The organism is Tomitella biformata AHU 1821 (genome assembly GCF_000524475.1).
Lineage (GTDB): Bacteria > Actinomycetota > Actinomycetes > Mycobacteriales > Mycobacteriaceae > Tomitella > Tomitella biformata.
In genome coordinates, this window is the sequence record NZ_BAVQ01000035.1 from 1 (window position 1) to 17120 (window position 17120).

The 17120-nt window shown below is 68.9% G+C and carries 16 protein-coding genes; 11 read left to right on the top strand and 5 right to left on the bottom strand.

Annotated features, from left to right (window positions below; translation table 11 throughout):
* Nucleotides 1-226: 226 nt before the first annotated feature.
* The 7 genes from TBIF_RS11395 to TBIF_RS11425 all read left to right on the top strand — a co-directional run bounded on the left by TBIF_RS11395 (nucleotide 227) and on the right by TBIF_RS11425 (nucleotide 4379).
* Entirely contained in the window at nucleotides 227-865 is a 639-nt protein-coding gene (locus TBIF_RS11395) for a phosphoribosyltransferase (RefSeq protein WP_024794924.1), read from the top strand.
* 24 nt (nucleotides 866-889) lie between these two features.
* On the top strand, nucleotides 890-1228 hold the full coding sequence (locus tag TBIF_RS11400) for an ArsR/SmtB family transcription factor (RefSeq protein ID WP_024794925.1): 339 nt from the start codon (nucleotides 890-892) through the stop codon (nucleotides 1226-1228).
* Entirely contained in the window at nucleotides 1225-2277 is a 1053-nt protein-coding gene (arsB, locus tag TBIF_RS11405) for an ACR3 family arsenite efflux transporter (RefSeq protein ID WP_024794926.1), read from the top strand. The genes TBIF_RS11400 and arsB overlap by 4 nt, the downstream gene beginning before the upstream one ends.
* A complete protein-coding gene (locus tag TBIF_RS23470) occupies nucleotides 2274-2666 on the top strand; it encodes an arsenate reductase ArsC (protein WP_038170838.1) in 393 nt (130 codons plus the stop codon). The genes arsB and TBIF_RS23470 overlap by 4 nt, the downstream gene beginning before the upstream one ends.
* A gap of 62 nt (nucleotides 2667-2728) precedes the next feature.
* Nucleotides 2729-3478, top strand: a complete 750-nt coding sequence (locus TBIF_RS24460; RefSeq protein WP_024794927.1) for a (2Fe-2S)-binding protein — start codon at nucleotides 2729-2731, stop codon at nucleotides 3476-3478.
* 16 nt (nucleotides 3479-3494) lie between these two features.
* Entirely contained in the window at nucleotides 3495-3905 is a 411-nt protein-coding gene (locus TBIF_RS11420; RefSeq protein ID WP_024794928.1) for a YccF domain-containing protein, read from the top strand.
* A gap of 108 nt (nucleotides 3906-4013) precedes the next feature.
* The gene (locus TBIF_RS11425) at nucleotides 4014-4379 is read left to right on the top strand and encodes a zinc ribbon domain-containing protein YjdM (protein ID WP_024794929.1); all 366 of its coding nucleotides are present in this window, start codon (nucleotides 4014-4016) and stop codon (nucleotides 4377-4379) included.
* Here TBIF_RS11425 and TBIF_RS23480 read toward each other — a convergent pair.
* The 3 genes from TBIF_RS23480 to TBIF_RS11440 are packed head-to-tail and all read right to left on the bottom strand — an operon-like array spanning nucleotide 4376 to nucleotide 8302.
* Nucleotides 4376-5065, bottom strand: coding sequence for an acetoacetate decarboxylase family protein (locus TBIF_RS23480; protein ID WP_024794930.1), 690 nt, complete (start codon nucleotides 5063-5065; stop codon nucleotides 4376-4378). The two genes, TBIF_RS11425 and TBIF_RS23480, sit on opposite strands and share 4 nt — an antisense overlap.
* Nucleotides 5052-6815, bottom strand: coding sequence for a GMC oxidoreductase (locus TBIF_RS11435; protein WP_024794931.1), 1764 nt, complete (start codon nucleotides 6813-6815; stop codon nucleotides 5052-5054). Before TBIF_RS11435 ends, TBIF_RS23480 begins: the two co-directional genes overlap by 14 nt.
* Complete coding sequence (locus TBIF_RS11440) at nucleotides 6812-8302, bottom strand: flavin-containing monooxygenase (RefSeq protein WP_024794932.1); 1491 nt, start codon at nucleotides 8300-8302, stop codon at nucleotides 6812-6814. Before TBIF_RS11440 ends, TBIF_RS11435 begins: the two co-directional genes overlap by 4 nt.
* Before the next feature lie 124 nt (nucleotides 8303-8426).
* Between TBIF_RS11440 and TBIF_RS11445 the strand changes: the two genes are divergently transcribed.
* On the top strand, nucleotides 8427-9482 hold the full coding sequence (locus TBIF_RS11445) for an AraC family transcriptional regulator (RefSeq protein ID WP_024794933.1): 1056 nt from the start codon (nucleotides 8427-8429) through the stop codon (nucleotides 9480-9482).
* On the opposite strand, the gene TBIF_RS11450 is transcribed toward TBIF_RS11445, so the two are convergent.
* A complete protein-coding gene (locus TBIF_RS11450; RefSeq protein ID WP_024794934.1) occupies nucleotides 9479-9919 on the bottom strand; it encodes a hypothetical protein in 441 nt (146 codons plus the stop codon). The two genes, TBIF_RS11445 and TBIF_RS11450, sit on opposite strands and share 4 nt — an antisense overlap.
* A 163-nt stretch (nucleotides 9920-10082) precedes the next feature.
* Here TBIF_RS11450 and pepN point away from each other — a divergent pair, with 163 nt between their 5' ends.
* Together pepN and TBIF_RS11460 are read left to right on the top strand one after the other, a co-directional pair.
* The gene (pepN, locus tag TBIF_RS11455) at nucleotides 10083-12587 is read left to right on the top strand and encodes an aminopeptidase N (RefSeq protein WP_024794935.1); all 2505 of its coding nucleotides are present in this window, start codon (nucleotides 10083-10085) and stop codon (nucleotides 12585-12587) included.
* A gap of 30 nt (nucleotides 12588-12617) precedes the next feature.
* On the top strand, nucleotides 12618-13868 hold the full coding sequence (locus TBIF_RS11460; RefSeq protein ID WP_024794936.1) for a saccharopine dehydrogenase family protein: 1251 nt from the start codon (nucleotides 12618-12620) through the stop codon (nucleotides 13866-13868).
* Between the two features lie 22 nt (nucleotides 13869-13890).
* On the opposite strand, the gene TBIF_RS11465 is transcribed toward TBIF_RS11460, so the two are convergent.
* Nucleotides 13891-15285, bottom strand: coding sequence for an MFS transporter (locus tag TBIF_RS11465; RefSeq protein WP_024794937.1), 1395 nt, complete (start codon nucleotides 15283-15285; stop codon nucleotides 13891-13893).
* 331 nt (nucleotides 15286-15616) lie between these two features.
* On the opposite strand from TBIF_RS11465, the gene TBIF_RS11470 reads away from it, so the two are divergent.
* Entirely contained in the window at nucleotides 15617-17077 is a 1461-nt protein-coding gene (locus TBIF_RS11470; protein ID WP_024794938.1) for a class I adenylate-forming enzyme family protein, read from the top strand.
* Nucleotides 17078-17120 lie beyond the last annotated feature (43 nt).

The window sequence follows — 17120 nt, forward strand, 5'->3', positions numbered from 1 at the left end:
TCTACGACTATTGGCGTGTCTCTCCCCAAACCGCCAGCTCACACGCTATCTAGACGACTTTGACGGCACCCTGGGTGTAATGCCTTCTGGCGTACAGCTTGTCGAAGCTCTGCTGCGGGGAGTAGGCGGCCATCGATCACAGATTCACCCACCTCGGCCGATCCCGCTGCCGTCGCCGCTGGTCAGACGCTGCGACCGATGGCAGGATGGCGGAAGGGTGATAACCATGGCTGCCACGCGATTTCGCGACCGCCCGGACGCCGGGCGGGTTTTGGCCGGGCTGCTCGCGGGTTATCGCGGCCAATCGAACCTCCTGGTCCTGGCCCTGCCGCGCGGCGGAGTGCCGGTGGCGGAGGTCGTCGCGGCCAGCCTGCCTGCCCCGCTCGATGTGTTCGTGGTGCGCAAGCTGGGAGTGCCGGGCCGCGCGGAGCTGGCGATGGGGGCGATCGCCAGCGGCGGGGTGCTCGTGCTCAATGAGGATGTGGTGCGCGTCTTCGACGTCGATGAGGAGGCGCTTGGGCGCGTGGTCGGCGCGGAGGAGGCGGAGTTGGTGCGGCGCGAGCGGGCCTATCGCGGGGACCGGCCGCCGGCAGCGCTTGCGGGCAAGACCGTGATCGTGGTGGACGACGGAGCGGCGACCGGCGCGACGATGCGGGCGGCGCTGCTCGCCATCGCCCGCGCGGAACCGGCCAGATTGGTGGCCGCGGTGCCAGTAGCCCCGGCGGAGGTATGTGCGGAGCTGGAACTGCTGGCAGACGAGGTGGTGTGCGCGTCCTCGCCGGTGGACTTCGCGGCCGTCGGAGGGTCGTATGACCGGTTCGACCAGACCGGCGACGATGAGGTCCGTGCCCTGCTTGCGCGCTGAATCGAAATTTGTCAATATAGACCAATGCCTAACCAAGACGGTCCATGCTGCCCGCCGGTCGCCGCGCCGGAGCCGGCGCACGAGGTCGACCTGGCCCGCAAGTTCAAGGCGCTGGGCGACCCCGTCCGACTGCGGCTGCTCAACCTCGTGGCGGAGCATCCCGGCGGGGAGGCGTGCGTCTGCGATATCTCGGACGGCTTCGACGTGTCCCAGCCGACGATCTCCCACCACCTCAAAGTGCTCCGTGAGGCGGGGCTGTTGGATTGCGAGCGGCGCGGCACCTGGGTCTACTACTGGGTGGTCCCCGGCGCGCTGCAACAGCTCTCGGGCGCACTCGCCATTGGCGCCGGGGCGGTGGCATGACCACCGCGACAATCCCGCCCAAGCTCTCCGCCCTCGACCGCTACCTCGCGGTGTGGATCGGCGTCGCGATGGCGGCGGGCCTGCTGCTGGGGCGTGCCATCCCGGGCCTGAACACCGCGCTGGACAGGGTGCAGGTCGACGGCGTCTCCGTGCCGATCGCGCTGGGTCTGCTGATCATGATGTACCCGGTGCTGGCGAAGGTCCGCTACGACCGCCTGGACACCGTGATCGGGGACCGCCGCCTGCTCGTGAGCTCGCTAGCCCTGAACTGGATTGTGGGCCCGGCGCTGATGTTCACGCTGGCCTGGACGTTCCTGCCCGACCTGCCCGAGTACCGCACCGGCCTGATCATCGTGGGCCTCGCCCGCTGCATCGCGATGGTGATCGTGTGGAACGACCTCGCGTGCGGGGACCGCGAGGCCACCGCGGTGCTCGTCGCCATCAACTCGCTGTTCCAGGTCGTGATGTTCGCAGTTCTGGGCTGGTTCTACCTCGATGTCCTCCCCGGCTGGTTGGGGCTGACACAGACCACAATCGCGACCTCGCCATGGCAGATCGCCAAATCCGTCCTGATCTTCCTTGGCCTTCCGCTCCTCGCGGGCTTCCTGACCCGCCACTACGGCGAGCGCGCGAAGGGCCGGCAGTGGTACGAGGAGACGTTCCTGCCGCGGATCAGCCCCTGGGCGCTGTACGGGCTGCTGTTCACGATCGTGCTGCTGTTCGCGATGCAGGGCGAGCAGATCACGTCGAAGCCCCTCGACGTGGCGCGCATCGCCGTCCCGCTGCTGCTCTATTTCGTCATCATGTGGGGCGTCGGGTTCGGCGTCGGTGCGGCGATCGGGCTGGGCTATCGGCGGACGGTGGCCATGGCGATGACCGCGGCCGGCAACAACTTCGAGCTCGCGATCGCGGTCGCCATCGGCACCTATGGCATCGCGTCCGGGCAAGCCCTCGCCGGCGTCGTCGGGCCGCTGATCGAGGTGCCGATCCTCGTGGGCCTCGCCTATTTCTCGCTCACCCTGCGCAAGCGGTTCCGGAGCGCGGCATGAGCGGGCCGAGCGTGCTGTTCGTCTGCGTGCACAACGCGGGGCGCTCCCAGATGGCGGCCGGCTTCCTCGCGCACCTCGCAGGCGGGCGGATCGAGGTGCGCTCCGCCGGCAGCGTCCCTGCGGCGGAGATCAACCCGGTGGCGGTGGCCGCGATGGCCGAGGTGGGCATCGACATCGCCGCGGCCTCGCCGAAGGTGCTCGACGCGGACACAGTGGCGCGCTCGAGCGTCGTGATCACGATGGGCTGCGGCGACGCGTGCCCATATTTCCCCGGCGTCCGCTATCTGGACTGGGCGCTCGACGATCCAGCAGGCCAGGGCATCGAGGCGGTGCGCCCGATCCGAGATGAGATCCGTCGCCGCGTCGAGGCCCTGGTCGCCGAGCTCTAGATGGACGCGGCGGAGCGCGAGCACTGGTAGCGGCCCACCGCGGCTGTGTGAGAATGCCCGTTGTGAGCCCTGAACTGTCAGACATTGGATCTGCGATCGCCGCGAGCAAGCGGGTCGGCGCGTATTTCGACTTGCGGGTCGTGGACGGCCCGCAATGGCGGCCGTTCGCCGAGCTCGCCAACTCGGCGGCCGATATCGAGGAGTTGGTGCGCCGGACCCGCGCTATCCTCGCTGTCGGGCGCGGGCTTCCCGAGGACGAGATCGAGCTGCGGGCCGCGGCGTCGTCGTTCCACCTGAACTCCGTCGCGAAGGTCCTGTCCCCGGTGTTCGGCTGCGCGGTGCTCGCGGATGCGGTGCCGGACCTGTCCGCCCAGAACCTCGCCTGGCTGCCGGGCCCCTCCCATGTGCTCGAGGTGGGGGTGCGCGCGGCCGTCGGCGGGGCCGGGCTGACCGACGAGCAGATCGTCGAACGCGTCCACGCCGCCCCGCTGGACGCTGTGGCCGAGCTGGGCGATGGCATCCACGAGGCGACGGGGCTGTCCCAGAAAGTGTTGTGGGGCAACGTCGCATCCGCCTTCAACGGTGCCTTCCTGGTGCTGCGCGGCCAGCGCCCCGACGACGAGGACCGGGCGCACGAGGTTCTGCACGCGATCCTCGAACACGGGCGGCTGGCGACGGCGGGACGCTTTCTCCCGGACGAATGGGATGCGGACCGGTTCTCTCGCAACAGCTGCTGCCTGTTCTATCGGGTGCCCGGCGGCGGGCTCTGCGGAGATTGCGTGCTGGCGGAACGGCCCACAGAGATCCCGTAGCTGCTAGACCTGAAGGATGAAAACACTCCTGAATGTCATTTGGCTCGTGCTGAGCGGCTTCTGGCTGGCACTGGGCTATGTCGTTTTCGGCATCGTCGCCTGTATCTTCATCGTCACCATCCCGTTCGGCGTCGCGTCATTCCGCATGGCGGGGTTCGCGCTGTGGCCGTTCGGCCGGACGGTGGTCGTCAAGCCGAGCGCCGGCGTCGGCGCGGGCATCCTCAACGTGATCTGGTTTCTGATCGCGGGGCTGTGGTTGGCGATGGGCCATATCTTCACGGCGCTCGCGCTGGCGATCACGATCATCGGGATCCCGCTGGCGATCGGCAACATCAAGATGATCCCGGTGACCTGCTTCCCGTTCGGCAAGTCGATTGTCCCGAGCGGCCAGGTCCCGGCCGGTATGCGAGTGGTCTACCAGGGCTGAGATTCCCAGCTCACCTGTGTTTGTCCGCATCATGGCACGAGGTGGGGGCGGACCGTGTCCCCATGTTGTGGTTTCGACGAGTTTCCGCAGGTTGGATAGGCTGCCGACATGGATTCGACATTGCCGCCGTGCCCCCACTGCTCCTGCGAGTACACCTACGAGCTGGGCGCGCTGCTGGTGTGCCCGGAATGCGCGCACGAATGGTCCCCCGGCGACGGCGCATCCGATGACGGGCCCGCGGGCTCCGGGGTCGATGCCGAGGTGCGTGACGCCGTCGGCAACGTCCTCGCCGACGGCGACACGGTCACGGTCGTCAAGACCCTCAAGGTCAAGGGCAACGCCACCGGGATCAAGGCGGGCACGAAGGTCCGCAACATCCGCTTGGTCGAGCCCGTCAACGGGCACGACATCGACTGCAAGGTAGACGGTTTCGGCCCGATGCAGCTCAAGTCCAGCGTCGTGAAGAAGGCCTAGTCCGGCGACCCCAATGTGAACGTCATCTGGTCGATGACCGCGCCTAGTCGTCGACCAGGACGTAACCACGTCGACAATCCGGTCTCGGCCGAAACCTCGACGGCGACCACCGCCGCCCGCCCGCGCCCGCGCGCATGCAGCCGGGCCGGGCGCACGTCCCCGCCCGGGAATTGCTGCTGGACGGTGAACGCCGCGGCGACCGGGATCGACGGCCCGAACACGCGCGGGGTCGCCTTCACTCGCCAGGGGGTGTCGGTGGCACTGGTCGCGCTCATCGGGGTGCCGGACGCGATGGATCCGTCGAATTCGGCCAGCGTCTTCGGCATGGCCCAGTTCACGCGGCCGCCGACGAGGCTGACAGCGGAGTCGACCGCCATGAACGTGACACTGCCCTGGATGCTGCGGCCTTCCCGAAAGGCGACGGCCCCGAGCACCTCGTCATAGGTCCCCGCCGGCGTGTCGAGGTAGCGGACCATGCCGCCCACGGCGGCGAGTGCGGTTCGCTGCCGGAGGCCCGGCGGCAGTGCCTGGGCCGCGGCCTTGCCGCCGCGCGCCGTCCAGAGGATCGCCTGGCCCCTGCACTCCCACGGCGCGCCGGGGGCCTCGAGGGGCAGTTGGTCCAGAACTTCCTGGGTGAGCAGTGTTTCGAGCACGCCGGGTACTCCGGTGATCTCAGTGCGCGGCATGGCCGGCCTTTCCTTCTGGGCGGGGCGAGCCGCCGCGGGGGTGGTCGGTGGTGATGGGGAAGAGCGGAAGCCGCAGGGCCGCGGGAGCGTCGCCCGGGACGGCCGGGAACCGCGGCGCGGTGGGCGGGATCATCCGGTAGGGGGTGCCGACGGGCGGCCGCGGGTCCGGCTCGCCCTTATTGGGCCACAGTGCGATTGCGCGCTCGGACTGCGCGGTGATGGTCAGGGAGGGGTTGACGCCGAGGTTCGCGGAGATCGTCGAGCCGTCGATGATGTGTAGCCCGTCGTGGCCGAACATCCGGTGGTACGGGTCGACGACGCCGCGCTCTGGCGAGTCGCCGATGGCACAACCGCCGATGAAGTGGCCGGTCATGGGAATGCTGGCCAGATCGGCCCACGAGCCCTGGGGGAAGCCGTTGATCTTCTCCCCGACTCGGCGGGCGACCTCGTGGCCGACGGGGATCCACTCCGGGTTCGGCTCACCATCGCCTTGCTTGGTGGTGAGCCGGCGGCCGAGCAGGCCCGCGCGGGTGTAGGTGGTGATCGAGTTGTCGCGGGTCTGCATCACCAGCAGGCCGATTGAGCGCTCGGACCAATGGCGTGGATTGTGGATGTGGGCGAGCTCGCGCCAGTTGCGCGCGAGCTCGCGCAGGCCGAGGGCCCAGCGGCGCTTGCCGCTCTCGGCGTCGACGAGCACGGTGCTGAGCAGCGCGATCGTGTTGCTGCCCCTGCCATAGCGGACGGGCTCGACGTGGGTCACCGCGTCGGGGTGTATCGAGGAGGTGATCGCCACGCCCCGGGTGAAGTCGGTGTCCGCATCGCGCGAGCGGACGGCGAGCAGGGCCTCGGAGTTGGTGCGGGACAGGATGCCCAATCGCGGCGAGACGTGGGGGAGGGATCCGCTGTCTCGGAGGTGGTGGAGTAGCCGCTGGGTGCCCAGCGCCGCGGCGGAGAACACCACCTGCTCTGCGGTGTAGACCCGCCGGATCTTGCGGACCCAGCGTCCGGTGCGCTCGGTGTGCACCTCGTAGCCGCCGCCCGGCCTGGGGCGGACGTCGACGACGGTGGTCAGCGGATGGACGCGGGCGCCGGCCTTCTCCGCGAGATAGAGGTAGTTCTTCACGAGGGTGTTCTTGGCGTTGTGCCGGCAACCTGTCATGCACTCGCCGCAGTTGCGGCAGGCGCTGCGGACTGGGCCCGCGCCGCCGAAGAACGGATCGGGCACCTCCTGGCCCGGTGCGGCGTCGGGGCCGCCGAAGAAGACTCCGACGGGCGTGGGCTGGTAGGTGTCGGCGATGCCCATGTCCTGGGCCACCTCGAGCATCACCTCGTCGGTGGGTGTCGTCATCGGGTTGGCTGTGACGCCCAACATGCGTTTGGCCTGGTCATAGTGTGGGGCCAGCTCCGCGCGCCAGTCGGTGATGTGCGCCCACTGTGGATCCTGGTAGAACACCTCGGGCGGCTCGTAGAGGGTGTTCGCGTAGACGAGCGACCCGCCGCCGACGCCGGCGCCGCTCATGATGAACGTGTCCTTGAGCAGATTCAGCCGTTGAATGCCGTAGCAGCCCAGCTTCGGCGCCCACAGGAACTGCCGCGCATGCCAGGAGTTCTTCGCGAACTCCTTGTCGGCGAATCGGCGGCCGCTCTCGAAGACCCCTACGCGGTAGCCCTTCTCCGTTAGCCGCAGGGCGCTCACGCTGCCGCCGAAGCCGGAGCCGATCACCAGCACGTCGTAGTCGAATGCCGTCATCGTGCACCTGTTTCGAGAGGGGTATGGGCGTGGAGGTGATAATCGGCGAGTTTAGGACGACGCGTCCGCAGCCGGTAGTGGCTGACGGTGCCCGGCCAGTTGTTCGAGATGCGCCCGGACGCGGTGCGGTACCAGCTTGAGCACAGCGTCCACACCGACCTGTTCAGGCGCTTTTGCAGGCCGGCGTCGAATCGCTCCTCGACCTCGGCTCGGACCTCGAGGAACTGGCCGGGCCGCTCCGCCAGCACGCTGACCATCGCGGTGATATAGCGGGCCTGCGACTCGAGCATGTGGACGATCGAGTTGCCGCCGAGATTCGTGTTCGGGCCATAAAGGATGAACATGTTGGGAAAGCCCGGCACCGCCATGCCGAGATAGGCGCGAGCGCCGTCCCGCCACTGCGCATCGAGGCACACGCCGCCGGCACCCTCGATGCTGATCTGCGCCAGGAACTCGCTGGCCCTGAAGCCGGTGCCGTAGACGATGGCGTCGACCTCGTGCAGGACGCCGTCGGCGGTGCGGATGCCCGTCGGCGTGATCTCGGCGATGGGGTCGGTCACCACCCTGGAGTTCGGCCGGGCCAGGGCCGGGTAGTAGTCGTTGGAGAACAGCGCACGCTTGCAGCCCGGGGTGTAGTCCGGCGTGAGCGCGGCCCGCAGCGCGGGATCGGAGATCTCCGCGTGCAGATTCCGGGTGCCGAGCCGTGCGATCAATGTGCGGATGACCGGCACGTCCACGAGGGAGAGCGAGAGCCCCTCGCACACGAGCCAGATGCCGAACCTCTCGGCGAGGCGGGTCGCCGGCAGCCGCCGGAACATGGTCTGCTGCCACGGCTTGTACTCGGTGTCGGGTTTGCGGAGCACCCAGGCGGCTGAGCGCTGGAACAGCGTGAGCTCCGCGACCTCTGGCGCGATGGCCGGAACCAGCTGGATGGCGCTCGCGCCGGTGCCGATCACCGCGACCCTCTTTCCGGTCAGCTCCACCGTGTGGTCCCACTCGGCGGAGTGGAAGGCGGGGCCGTCGAAGGAGTCGATGCCGGCGATACGCGGCAGAGCTGGCCGGGACAGCTGGCCCACGGCGTGCACGAGGACATCGGACTCGAGGTGCTCGCCGGCTGTTGTCCACACCTGCCAGCGACCCGTGCTCTCGTCGAACTTGGCCTCCGCCACCTCGCGGCCGAATCGGATCCGCGGTGTGATCGCGCGCTGGTCCGCGATGGTCTGGAGGTAGGCCAGGATCTCCCCTTGCCGGGAGAACCGCCGGGTCCAGGACAGATTGGGCTCCGAGGAGAGCGAGTACAGCGGGGACGGAATGTCGCAGCCGGCGCCGGGATAGGTGTTCTCCCGCCAGACGCCGCCGACAGCGTCGGACTTCTCGAGAATCAGGAGGTTGTCGAACCCCGCCCGCTGGAGTTCGAGCGCCATCGCCAGGCCCCCGAATCCAGCGCCGATGATGATGACTGAAGGTTGGGCAGAATTGTGGGGCACCAGAGTCCTCTCGTGTCGTGCGTGTGCGGTCAACGCTAGGTGGGGCCCCGCTCTCGGCGAAGACAGAAGCGGTCGCCGAATTGAGAATTTCGGCCAGGGTGCGGGATAGTCCATAATTTTGGCCATGGAGGAGATTGCGGAGCCTGGTGTGCGGGACTGGGACTTCCCCCGCAGTGCCGCGGGGATCGCGTTGCTCGTCGACTTCGCTGTCGAGCGAGGCATTACGCCGGAGGCCCTCCTACGAGGCACGGCCGTCTCCCCGGACGCGATGGCAGATCCCGGTGCGCAGGTGGATGCCCACCAGGAGCTCGCCGTGGTCCGCAACGTCGTTCGCGCGCTGGACGATCCGCCGGGATTAGGGCTTGAGCTGGGGCAGCGATACCGGCCGACCACCTTCGGGATCTTCGGCTTCGCCTGGGTCAGCAGCCCCACCCTCCGCGACGCGATGGCCTTGGCCCTGCGCTATCTGGACCTGAGCTTCGCCTTCTGCACGCCGACGATCCGGCTGGGCCCCGATGAGATAGTGCTGGAGCTGGCGGATGACCGCGTGCCGGCGGACGTTCGCCGGTTCCTCGTGGATCGGGACCTGGCGGCGATCTTCAGTGTGGTCGGCGATCTGCTCGGCGCACGAATCACGCTGCGGCGGCTAGAACTGCGCGCGTCGGACTCCGGTTCCGCAGGGCGCTACGAGCAGATCTTCGGGATTGCGCCCGTGTTCGGCGCCCCCGCGAATATCGGTGTGTTCGACGCGAAGTACTTGGACCAGCCGCTGCCGCAGGCCAATGACCACACCGTCGCGCTGTGCGAGGCGCAATGCCGAGAGCTCGTGGCTCGTCGCCGGGAGCGCACCGGTATCGCCAAGGATGTCCGCGATCACGTGACCCGCGTGGGCGGTGCGGCCGTGGATATGGAGACTGTGGCCCGCGAGATGGGCATGAGCGTCCGCAGCCTGCGCCGCCACCTTGTCGAGGCGGGCACCAGCTTCCGGGCGCTGCGCGAGGAGGTCGTCTCCACGTTGGCCGTGGAGTTGCTCGAGACCGGAGTGCTGACCGTCGATGATGTCGCGGTGCGGCTGGGCTATGCCGAGGCGTCGAGCTTCATCCACGCGTTCAAGCGGTGGACGGGGCAGACTCCGACGGCGCACCTGCGCGCGCGGCGGGCGCGCTACCGGCGGCCCTAGCCGGTCTGCGGCCGGAGCTGATCCGGGAACCGGTAGTCGCAGCCGAGCTCGTCGGGGGCGGCCGTCGCCCAGTTGTCGCGGAACCAGGCGACGGCGATATCTGCGATCAGGTGCGCGTCGCGGCTGAAGATATAGCCGTCGGTGCAGTCGTCGAAGTGCCCGTCGGTGTGCCAGAGGTCCAGGTCCAAGTCTGCGCTGGAGTAGTCGGCGAGCATCAGGTGGCCGAGCACGGTGCGGGACCTGCGGAGCATGAGGACGCCGTCGGCGAGCACCTGGATCTGGGCGCACACCGGATCGTCGACGCCGCGGCCCTCGATAAAGGCCTTCGGGCCGAGCTCCAGGATGAACGCCACCGGCTTGCCAGCCATCGAGTCCGCGAGCCAATCCGCCATGTCAGGCCACTCGGAGACGCCGGATGAACTGGGGAAATCTGGCATCGCGCACTCCTTTAGCTCGACTGTGTGGTGGCACGACGGTAGCAATGAGCGCCCTCGCAGTGGGCATCGCTTGGGGGCGGCCCCGGCGCTGTGGCGATGCCGGGCTAGCACGGGAGGACGGTGTGACGAGGTCGAGGGCACAGGACGTGACAGGATTGATGACGTGACCTCCGCGAATCTGACACGTACCGAGACCTCCGCCCGCGCCGAGGCGATCACCGTCGCCACCTACGAGGTGGGGCTGGACCTGTCGGGCTCGGTGCACACCGACATGATCGGCTTCCCGACCACGACCACCATCGAGCTGACCTCGAATGTTGCCGAGACCTGGCTCGACTTCATCGGGCTCTCGGTGCAGTCGGTGACCGTGAACGGCCGCGAGATCGAGGTGGCCTACGACGGCGCGCGCGTGGCCGTCACCGGCCTGGCGCTGGACGGGCCGAACACCGTGGTCGTCACCGCGACGGGCGAGTACAGCCGCTCCGGGGAGGGCATGCACCGCTTCCGCGACCCTGTCGACGAGCAGGTCTACCTCTACACCCAGTACGAGCCCTCGGACGCCCGTCGGGTCTTCGCGTGCTTCGAGCAGCCGGACATGAAGGGGCGCTTCACCTTCATCGTGACCGCACCCACCGGCTGGGAGGTCGTGTCCAACCAGATCGCGGCGCAGCGCGAGGAGTCCGACGGCGTTCAGACCGTCGAGTTCGCGCAGACCCTGCCCATCTCCACCTACATCACGACGGTCATCGCGGGCCCGTACCGCCGCGTCGCCAACTCATGGAGCCGCGGCGACCTGACTGTCGACCTGGGCGTGCTGTGCCGGGAGTCCCTCGCGCAGTACCTGGACGCGGACGAGATTTTTGAGATCACCAAGCAGGGCCTGGACTTCTTCTCCGAGCACTTCGACTACCCCTACCCGTGGGGCAAGTACGACCAGGTCTTCGTCCCCGAATACAACCTCGGCGCGATGGAGAACCCCGGCGCGGTCACGTTCACCGAGGCGTACGTGTTCCGCGGGGCCGCCACGGCCGCGCAGCACCAGGGCCGGGCGAACACGATCCTGCACGAGATGGCGCACATGTGGTTTGGCGACCTCGTGACGATGCGCTGGTGGGACGACCTGTGGCTCAAGGAGTCCTTCGCGGACTACATGGGCGCCCTCGCCAGCGTGGAGGCGACCAAGTTCACCAACGCGTGGGTCGCCTTCGCGATCCAGCGCAAGGCCTGGGCGTACACCCAAGACCAGCTGCAGACCACGCACCCCGTCGTCGCGGACATCGTCGACCTCGAGGCGGCCAAGCTCAACTTCGACGGCATCACCTACGCCAAGGGCGCGAGCGCGCTCAAGCAGTTGGTGGCGCACGTTGGCCAGGACGCGTTCTTCGAGGGCGCACGACGCTATTTCAAGGCCCATGAGTTCGGCACCGCGACGCTAGAGGACCTGTTCACGGAGCTCTCTGCCACGTCGGGCCGCGATCTCGAGGACTGGGCCACAGCCTGGCTGCACCGCAGCGGCGTCTCCACGCTGACTTTGGGGCGGCTGAAGAAGGGCGGCCGGTACGAGATCGTCCAGACCGATGTTCGCCCGCACACCCTCGCCATCGGGCTCTACGATTTCGACGAGTCCGGCGACTTGGTCCTCGTCGAGTCCGTGCCCGTCGAGATCTCCTACGCCCGCACCGCCATCAAGCTGCGGGAGACCCCGCTGATGCTGCTCAACGATGGTGACCTCACCTACGCCAAGGCCCGTCTCGGCGGCTTCTCGCTGCGCACCGTCGAGCAGTCCCTGGACCGCGTCGTCGACCCCCTCGCCCGCGCGCTGATCTGGTCCATGCTGTGGAACTCCGTGCGCGACGCCGAACTCCACGCCGATCGCTACCTCGCGATGGCCCGCAAGTTCGCGCCGGGGGAGCCGGACCTGGCGCTGCTGACGACCGTGCTCGCGAACACGTCCTTCGCCATCGAGCACTACTGCCCCGACGCCGAGCGCCAGGAGCGCCGCGCGGAGTGGCTGGAGACCGCCTGGACGACGCTGTTCGCCGCCGAGCCGGGCTCTGGCACGCAGCTTGCGTGGGCCCGGGCGATGGCCACGGCCGCCGGGTTCGATGAGACGCGTGCCGCCGAGATCCGCGCGATCCTGCTGGGCGAGGCTCCCGGTCCCGAGGGCCTGGCCCTGGACCCCGACCTGCGCTGGGCCCTGTGGACGGCGCTGGCCACCACCGGGCACGCGGACCAGGAGGCGCTGGACGCCGAGCTGGCCCGCGATGACACCGGCTCCGGCCGCTCCGCGCACGCCCGCGCGCTCGCCTCGCGCCCCACCGAGGAGATCCGGGCGAAGGCCTGGGCCGCCGCGATGACGAACACGAACCTGTCCAACGACCAGCTCGACGCGGTCATCGCGGGCTTCCGCGCGGGCGGGCGGCGCGACCTGATCGCGATGCTCGACGGCGACTACTACGCGGAGATCCGCCAGGTGTGGGACGAGCGCAGCATCGAGATCGCGCGCCGCATCGTGATCGGCCTGTTCCCGGCGGGCCGCAGCCTGGAGTCGGTGAACCACTGGCTGGAGGACTTCGGCACCGCGCCGGCCGCGCTGCAGCGACTGATGATCGAGCAGCGCGACCACCTGGCGCGGGACCTGGGCGTGCGGCGGTTCAACAAGCGCTGACGGGCGGGGGCCGGGGCGGTACCGTCGGGCATGCAGAATTCCCGCGAGTACGACCTGGTCCTGTACGGCGTCACCGGTTTCGTCGGTGAGCTCACCGCGCGCTATGTCGCTCACGCGGCCCCGGCCGGCACGAAGATCGCGCTGGCCGGCCGGGACCTCGGTCGGGTGGAGGCGGCGCGCGGGCGGCTGCCCGCCGCCGCGGCAGGCTGGGGGCTCATCCAGGCCGACGCGGCGAACGCGGACTCCCTGCGGCAAATGGCGGATTCCACCAGGGTCGTCGTGACCACCGTGGGGCCCTACGCCGACTATGGGTTGCCGCTGGTCCTGGCCTGCGCGGCCGCGGGCACCGATTATGCGGACCTGACCGGGGAGCCGCTGTTCGTGCGCGAGAGCATCGACGCCGCGCATGAGCTGGCGGTCAAGAACTCCGCCCGCATCGTGCACTCCTGCGGATTCGACTCCGTCCCTTCTGATCTGAGCGTGTTCCTCACCTATCGGCAGGCGCTCGCGGAGGACACCGGCGAGTTGGCGGAGTCCACGCTGGTGGCGAGCCTGCGCGGCGGGATGAGCGGTGGCACCGTCGCGTCGGGCCGGGGCCAGATGCGCGCGATAGCCGGAGACCGGTCCCTGCAGGCCGAGCTGGATGACCCCTACCTGCTCAGCGCGGACCGCGAGCTCGAGTCGCGGCCGGGGGAGCAGTCGGACCGGGCGCTGGCCAAGGCCTCGAGCATCGACGCGTCGCTGCCGGGCTGGGTGACCACCTTCATCATGGCGCAGCATAATTCGCGCATCGTGCGGCGCTCGAACTCGCTGCTGGGCTGGGCCTACGGCAAGGACTTCCGCTACCGCGAGGTGATGAGCGTGGGCCGCTCGGCCGCCGCGCCGATCATGGCGGCGGGAGTCTCCGCGGTGCTGTGGGCGCAGAATGCGCTCGGCCCGCTGGCGCACAAGGGGTTCGGGGACAAGGTGATCGACGCGATCGCGCCCAAGCCCGGCACCGGACCCGACGAGAAGGCCCGCGACGCGGGCTGGTTCTCGATGAAGACGTTCACCCGCACCAGCGGCGGTGCGCGCTATCTCGCCACCTTCGCCGCGGACGGCGACCCCGGCTATAAGGCCACCGCCGTGATCCTCGGCGAGGTGGGGCTGTGCCTGGCGCTCGACCGCGGCGAGCTCTCGGAGCTGGCGGGGGTGCTGACCCCCGCGCCGGTGATGGCGGAGCCCCTTGCCCGCAGGCTGCGGGCGGCGGGGATGACCATCGAGGTCGAGCGGCGGCGCTGACGAGGTAGCCCGGGTGCCCCGATCAGACCCGGGCCGGCGTCAACCCCTTCTCGCCGGGGACCTCGATGCCGCGAAGCGACACCCCGGCGGTCTCGCGGAGGAACAGCAGCGAGACCATGCCGATCACGCACGCGCCCATCATGTAGATCGCCGGGAAGATGTCGAGCCCGGTGGTCTCGATGAGCTGGGTGTTGACGTACGGCGCGGTGCCGCCGAACGCGGCGGTCGCCACGTTGTAGCTGATCGCGAAGCCCGCATACCGGACCTGGGTGGGGAACATCGCTGGGAACGTCGCGGAGATCGTCGCCAGCTGCGGGATGTAGAGCAGCCCGAGCACCGCGAAGCCGAGCAGCGCCCAGCCGACGCCCTTGGACATCAGCCAGTACATGGGGATAGCCATGATGAAGAGCCCGATCAGCGAGCCCCACCACATGGGCTTGCGGCCCGTGCGGTCCGACCACCGGCCGATGAACGGGATTACCGCCATCATCGCAAGCTCGCCGAGCAGCACCACCAGCATGGTGGAGTCGGGGTCCATGCCGAGGTTCTTCTCCAAGTAGGTCGGCTGGTAGGTCAGCAGCGTGTAGTTGACGACATTGAGCGCGATGACCATGCCGAACATCGTCATGATGGGCCGGCGGTAGTTGCGGAGCAGATCCACGAAGCGGCCCCAGGCGGTGCCCTCGACCACCTTGTCCTGCGCGGCTTCGGTGAACACGGGGGTGTCGTCGAGCTTCGAGCGCAGGTACCAGCCGATCAGGCCCAGCGGCAGCGCCAGCAGGAACGGCAGGCGCCAACCCCACAGCGCCATGAACTCGTCGGTCATCGTCCGCTGGCACACGAGGACGACGGCCGCGCCCATCACGAAGCCGCCGAGCGTGCCGAACTCGAGGTAGCTGCCGTACTTTCCACGGGTCTTGTCGGGGGAGTACTCGGCCATGAACGTCGCGGCCCCGCCGTACTCACCGCCGGTGGAGAAGCCCTGCACCACGCGGAGCGTGACGAGCAGGATCGGCGCGAGCACGCCGATGCTGGCGTGCGTGGGGATGAACGCGATGAGCCCGGTGGCCGCGGACATCAGCAGAATGGTGGCCGCCAGCACGGCCTTCCGGCCGAGGCGGTCGCCGAGCGGACCCCACACCATGCCGCCGAGCGGCCTCAGCAGGAAGGAGACCGCGAACGTCAGCATCGTGGCGAGGGTGGAGAGGTCGCCGGGGAAGAACGCGTCGCCGATGTACGTGGCCGTGGCGGCGAAGACGCCGTAGTCGAACCACTCGGTCGCGTTGCCGATGGCCGAGGCGGCGATGACCTTACGCAGCAGCCGGCGGCCCTCAGGGGTCTCGGGATCCGGGATCTCGGTGCTGGGACCTGCGGGCGGATGCGTTGCGGGCTGGTCATCCGCAGTTGGTGCGCTCATGCTTGTCGTGCCTCCTTGTTAGGCCGAATCGGCTTGCGCAGGCGCGACCGGAGCACGCTTAGGCGCGTCGAAACCCGGCTCCGCGCAAGGTGATACGCGACGATAAGGCCGTCGATGCACAGGGCTGGGGGTGGTGCTCCGCACCGCCCATTACTTCCACCTTGCGGCATCCTGGCGGACCTCGCAACTCAAACGGGCGATTCCGGTGGTGCTGGGAACTGTCCGCAGGGGACAAGGCGGCGCATGAAGTTGGGCCGCTCGGCATGTACTCTTATCCGCTGGCCCAGCCTAGTGTCGTAGCTCACACCTCGACACAAAGGCGGACCTCAAGATGGCGGACATCGGCTATTTCGCGTGGGACCTCGCGGCCCGGCACGGCGATAGCGTCTGTGTGCGGGACGATCGGCTGGAGCTCACCTACCGGCAGTTCGCCGTGCGCGTGGACGCGTTCGCCAATCAGCTGCGAGACCGCGGGGCTGTGGCCGGGGACGTCGTGGCGATCATGCTCCCCAACCGAGTCGAGCTCCTCATCGCGATGATGGCGTCCTGGCGCATCGGCGCGGCCGCTACTCCCGTCAACCCGGTGTTCACCGAGGTGGAGGCGGCGCACCAGATGGCGGACGCGGGCGCGGTCCTCGTCGTCAACGCGGGCCCCGACGCGCCCACCGGGGGCTTGCCAGCAATCGGGGTGGGCGAGATGGCGTCCGCCGAGCGCTCCGGCCCCGCGTTCCCCAAGCCGGCTGGCGATGACCTGGCCCTGCTGATCTACACGTCAGGCTCGACGGGCCGGCCCAAGGGTGTGATGGTCGACCACGACAACCTGCAGTTCATGGGATCCTCGATGGCCCGCCACCTGTCGCTGACCCCCGCCGACCACTGCCTGTTGATCCTGCCGCTGTTCCACGCGAACGCCATCTGCGCGAGCGTGCTGTCCTCGCTGTTGGCGGGCGCGCAGATCAGCATCACCGGGCGCTTCTCGCCCGCGCGCTTCCTCGCCGACGTTGCCCGGCTGCGGCCCACCTACTTCTCCGCGGTGCCGACGATCTACGCGATGCTGGTCGCCCAGGCCGAGAGGGTGGAGACCGACCTCGCCTCGCTGCGCGTCGCCGTCTGCGGGGCCGCACCGATCTCGAAGGAGCTGCTGGACAAGGCAGAACGCCAATTCGGCATCGTGATCGTGGAGGGCTACGGGCTCACGGAGGGCACCTGCGCGTCCACCTGCAACCCGGTCGACGGACCCCGGAAGCTCGGCACCGTCGGCCCGGCACTGCCCGGGCAGGAGGTCGCGATCATGGACGAGGAGGGCAGGATCCTCCCCGCCGAGACCGACGGTGAGGTGGTCATCCGCGGCCCGGCTGTGATGCGCGGCTACCTGGGGATGCCGGAGGAGACCGCGCGGACCATCGTCGACGGCTGGCTGCACTCCGGCGACGTCGGCCGACTCGACGCGGACGGCTACCTCACGCTGGTGGACCGCATCAAAGACATGATCATCCGTGGCGGCGAGAACGTGTACCCCAAGGAGATCGAGAACGCGCTTGCCACCCATCCGGCGGTGCTTGAGGCCGCGGTGGTCGGCGCGCCGGACCAGGTGTACGGCGAGGTGCCGATCGCCTTCGTCGTCACGTACCCCGACGCGGCCGTGAGCGAGTCCCAGCTTGCCGCACACCTCGAGGACCAGCTGGCGAAGGTCAAGCGGCCCACCATGATCCACATACTCGATGAGCTGCCCCGCAACCCCGTCGGCAAGATCGACAAGCCGGGCCTGCGCCGCCGCATACCTGCCGTCTAACCCAATCCGATTCGCCAACACCCCGGCCACCACCCGGGGCGAT

What these genes read in the sequence shown, in the direction of transcription:
- TBIF_RS23480 (WP_024794930.1), bottom strand. Translation starts at nt 5,065, where the DNA reads ATGCCGCGCACTGAGATCACCGGAGTACCCGGCGTGCTCGAAACACTG.
- TBIF_RS11395 (WP_024794924.1), top strand. Translation starts at nt 227, where the DNA reads ATGGCTGCCACGCGATTTCGCGACCGCCCGGACGCCGGGCGGGTTTTG.
- arsB (WP_024794926.1), top strand. Translation starts at nt 1,225, where the DNA reads ATGACCACCGCGACAATCCCGCCCAAGCTCTCCGCCCTCGACCGCTAC.
- TBIF_RS11450 (WP_024794934.1), bottom strand. Translation starts at nt 9,919, where the DNA reads ATGCCAGATTTCCCCAGTTCATCCGGCGTCTCCGAGTGGCCTGACATG.
- TBIF_RS11465 (WP_024794937.1), bottom strand. Translation starts at nt 15,285, where the DNA reads ATGAGCGCACCAACTGCGGATGACCAGCCCGCAACGCATCCGCCCGCA.
- TBIF_RS23470 (WP_038170838.1), top strand. Translation starts at nt 2,274, where the DNA reads ATGAGCGGGCCGAGCGTGCTGTTCGTCTGCGTGCACAACGCGGGGCGC.
- TBIF_RS11445 (WP_024794933.1), top strand. Translation starts at nt 8,427, where the DNA reads ATGGAGGAGATTGCGGAGCCTGGTGTGCGGGACTGGGACTTCCCCCGC.
- TBIF_RS11435 (WP_024794931.1), bottom strand. Translation starts at nt 6,815, where the DNA reads ATGACGGCATTCGACTACGACGTGCTGGTGATCGGCTCCGGCTTCGGC.
- TBIF_RS11470 (WP_024794938.1), top strand. Translation starts at nt 15,617, where the DNA reads ATGGCGGACATCGGCTATTTCGCGTGGGACCTCGCGGCCCGGCACGGC.
- TBIF_RS11420 (WP_024794928.1), top strand. Translation starts at nt 3,495, where the DNA reads ATGAAAACACTCCTGAATGTCATTTGGCTCGTGCTGAGCGGCTTCTGG.
- TBIF_RS11460 (WP_024794936.1), top strand. Translation starts at nt 12,618, where the DNA reads ATGCAGAATTCCCGCGAGTACGACCTGGTCCTGTACGGCGTCACCGGT.
- TBIF_RS11425 (WP_024794929.1), top strand. Translation starts at nt 4,014, where the DNA reads ATGGATTCGACATTGCCGCCGTGCCCCCACTGCTCCTGCGAGTACACC.
- TBIF_RS11400 (WP_024794925.1), top strand. Translation starts at nt 890, where the DNA reads ATGCCTAACCAAGACGGTCCATGCTGCCCGCCGGTCGCCGCGCCGGAG.